Genomic DNA, 3,130 nt, shown 5'->3' on the forward strand with positions numbered 1-3,130 from the left:
ACTTTGGTCAGAGCAGCTGTCAGCGTGGTCTTGCCATGGTCGACGTGACCGATGGTGCCGACGTTGACGTGCGGTTTGTTACGTTCGAATTTTTCTTTAGCCATCGAGACCGTCTCCCATCAATGTATTGAGCAAGTCACGCCACGCCCATTAGAACAAAGGCAGATATTTGCATATCTGCCTTTGAAGTATTGGAGCTCATGAGCGGAATCGAACCGCTGACCTCACCCTTACCAAGGGTGTGCTCTACCAGCTGAGCTACATGAGCGAAACGTTTCGCATAAACCAACAAACCTGGAGCGGGTAGCGGGAATCGAACCCGCATCATCAGCTTGGAAGGCTGAGGTTCTACCACTGAACTATACCCGCGGAGCCCGTAGCTCACGCTTTAATCTGGTGGAGGGAGAAGGATTCGAACCTTCGAAGTCGTAGACGTCAGATTTACAGTCTGATCCCTTTGGCCGCTCGGGAATCCCTCCAAATTTGGAGGCGGCATTTTCATCATATGCCACCCAGCTGTCAAGCATTTCTCATTAAAAAACTTGAGCTTAGCTTCATCGACAGCCGCGCCGCAGAAGACTTTCGTAAAACCCTGCCTGCGAAGCGGGCGCCATTCTATGCAAACTAGCGCGGTGATGCAACGTCTTTGCAGGGCATTAGCTGATGGCGCATCCCGGGAAAATCGGTAGACAGCCGCGCCAGCAAGGCATCATCCAGAAGGCGCCGACTGGAATCATCCACCCGAAGCCAGAAGCTCCGATAGGCACGTGGCAGCTCACGCACCTGCGGCTCGTAGCCCGCCTCGTTCAGGCGCCGCACTAGGGCGTCGGCCAGCTCCTGACGCGGGAACATCCCCAGGGAAATACCATCGGCCAGATCACCTTCGCCAATCAGGTAGCTGTCGATATGCCTCGATTGCAACTCCTTCAGTTGCCGGAAGGACGCCTGGCGCGATGCCAGTGGAGGCAGATACACCCAGTAGTCGACGGCCCCTTCGGCATCGCGCGCCTGCACCTGGGCCGAGACATCCACCCCCTTCAACCGCTGCTCGAGCGGCTGGATATCGGCCTCTCCGGCATAACCTCCCAGGAAGAGACACACATCATCCACCTGGCTGCTCGGCGCGACAGGAGCGGGACGCCCCTGGATCGCCGGCACACTCCCCGACTCGCTCAACAGGCGAATGTTGTCCTCGGCACTCCGGTACAACGAAAGAGGAGCCACCTCCTTTACACGCAGGGGCGCCTGCTGTTGGTGCCACACGTAGTAAAAGAGGTTGAGCATGAGCAACAACAGAAATAGCCAGCGCATCGGAGTCTCTCAGGGCAAAGGGCACGCGATAGCGAGGCCGATGAAGATAAGATCCGGATCGATCCTTACGTGAGGATGTACACCCCTCATCAAACCAGCATCTCCCCCTGTCAAAAAGACCTCGAATTCAGGGCCACAATATTCTTCAGCGATTGCCACCTGACCCTTGACGAATCCCTGCAGCATCATCAGGCAACCGCGCTCCACCGCCTCCACGGTAGAACGACCGGGAGACATGTCACGAAGGGCCTCCTCGGCCTGCTGGTCGTCATAGCGGATTCGCCGAGTGTGGGTCCTCAGCTGGTTGCGCATCAACGGCATGCCAGGGCAGATAAAACCTCCAAGATGCTGGCCATCGGCGGCGACAAAGTCGGAGGTGATGGCCGTACCGAGATCGATGACCAGGCAGGCCTTGCCAGCCAGATGAAAGGCCCCGACCACTGCGAGCCAGCGATCCAGCCCAAGGCGTGAATAGTCTTCATAGCCATTGCGCACACCAGCCAACTCTTGGGCTGGCTTCGCGGACTCGGTATCAATGGAAAATTCGTCCTTGAGACGCGCCATCAACGCCCGGGTTTCCTCATCGCTACGAACGCTCACCAACCGGCAGGCGCGCAACGACAGACGTGACATGCCCCGGAGTTCGCCAATCAGGCTTTCATCGGAGCTAGCGACGCCCCCTCCGACACGGACACCCTCCGCGTCGATCACACGCCACTTGATCAGGCTGTTGCCGCAATCCAACTCAAGAATCATCGCTCAGCCTCAAACTCAGCTCGCCGCCGCTGTACTGGCGCTCGCTACCGTCAACCAGAAGACGCAAGGCACCGGCCTCACTAATGCCCAGCACCTCACCACGCACGACCTGCACACCAGAAGCCAATTCAACCGTGCGCCCCTGCCAGAGGTGCGCCCCTTCCCACTTGGCTCTGAAGGCTGCGAAGCCGTCCGTCTCGTGACGAGCAAGATCATCGCGAAGGTGCTCGCTTAGCGACCTGGCCAAACAGTTCCGGTCGATGGCATGCCCAAGCTCTAAGCGAATCGAAGTCCAAGGCTGATCGATTCCTTCAGCCATTTCCCGCATGTTCACATTGATGCCGATGCCTATGACAACGTGACACACGTCTGCGGGGTCTCCGACCAGCTCAAGCAGTATTCCGGCAACCTTCTTGCGGCCGACCAGAACGTCGTTGGGCCACTTCAGTCCAGCCTCTCGCAACCCCATGGCACGCAAAGCACTTAGCACTGATAACCCCACCACGAGGCTCAGGCCCTCAAGCTGACGCGCCCCACCGCCGATTCTTACAACGAGGCTCATGTAGAGATTCTGGGCCAGCGGACTCACCCACTGGCGCCCACGCCGACCACGCCCGGCGGTCTGCTGCTCAGCGAGAACCAGAAAAGGGGCTAGCTTGCCGGCCTGCAGCAGACGCAGCGCTTCGGCATTCGTGGAGTCGATGACTTCACGGACCTGGACGGCCCAAGGAACACTCCCCTGAGGAGCTATTTCTTCGGCATCCAGCAGATTCAACGAATCGGCTAGGCGATAACCCTTGCCGCGCACCTTGTGGATATCCAGCTCCAGCTGTCGCTCAAGGGCCTGCAGCTGCTTCCAGATCGCACTGCGAGAGACACCCAGCCGCACACCGAGCGCTTGCCCCGAATGGAATTGACCGTCCTTAAGAAGTTGCAGCAAAGAAAACATGATCTGTGCCTCAGAATGAGGCCGGCATCATATCCACGCACTACAAGATTGCCTAGGCGAAGCACCAACTGGATGAGTGTTTTCTGGGCCCCAAAAGCCAAACCCCCAACCCGA

The 3,130-nt window shown here is 58.2% G+C and carries 4 protein-coding genes and 3 tRNA genes; all 7 read right to left on the reverse strand.

Annotated features, from left to right (window positions below; translation table 11 throughout):
* Positions 1-104, reverse strand: a 104-nt coding sequence (locus BLV15_RS21755; protein WP_043238044.1) for a GTP-binding protein, incomplete at its 3' end; no start/stop codon positions are given.
* An 88-nt stretch (positions 105-192) separates the two neighbouring features.
* Positions 193-268, reverse strand: a tRNA-Thr gene (locus BLV15_RS21760).
* A gap of 27 nt (positions 269-295) precedes the next feature.
* Positions 296-369: transfer RNA gene (locus BLV15_RS21765), tRNA-Gly, on the reverse strand.
* Positions 370-394: 25 nt separating this feature from the next.
* Positions 395-479: transfer RNA gene (locus BLV15_RS21770), tRNA-Tyr, on the reverse strand.
* A gap of 145 nt (positions 480-624) precedes the next feature.
* Entirely contained in the window at positions 625-1,311 is a 687-nt protein-coding gene (locus BLV15_RS21775) for an SPOR domain-containing protein (RefSeq protein ID WP_090231814.1), read from the reverse strand.
* Between the two features lie 9 nt (positions 1,312-1,320).
* Complete coding sequence (locus tag BLV15_RS21780) at positions 1,321-2,067, reverse strand: pantothenate kinase (RefSeq protein ID WP_090231815.1); 747 nt, start codon at positions 2,065-2,067, stop codon at positions 1,321-1,323.
* Entirely contained in the window at positions 2,057-3,016 is a 960-nt protein-coding gene (gene birA / locus BLV15_RS21785) for a bifunctional biotin--[acetyl-CoA-carboxylase] ligase/biotin operon repressor BirA (protein WP_090231816.1), read from the reverse strand. Before birA ends, BLV15_RS21780 begins: the two co-directional genes overlap by 11 nt.
* Between the last annotated feature and the right edge of the window lie 114 nt (positions 3,017-3,130).

It is taken from the genome of Pseudomonas kuykendallii (assembly GCF_900106975.1).
Taxonomy (GTDB): Bacteria; Pseudomonadota; Gammaproteobacteria; order Pseudomonadales; family Pseudomonadaceae; genus Pseudomonas_O; species Pseudomonas_O kuykendallii.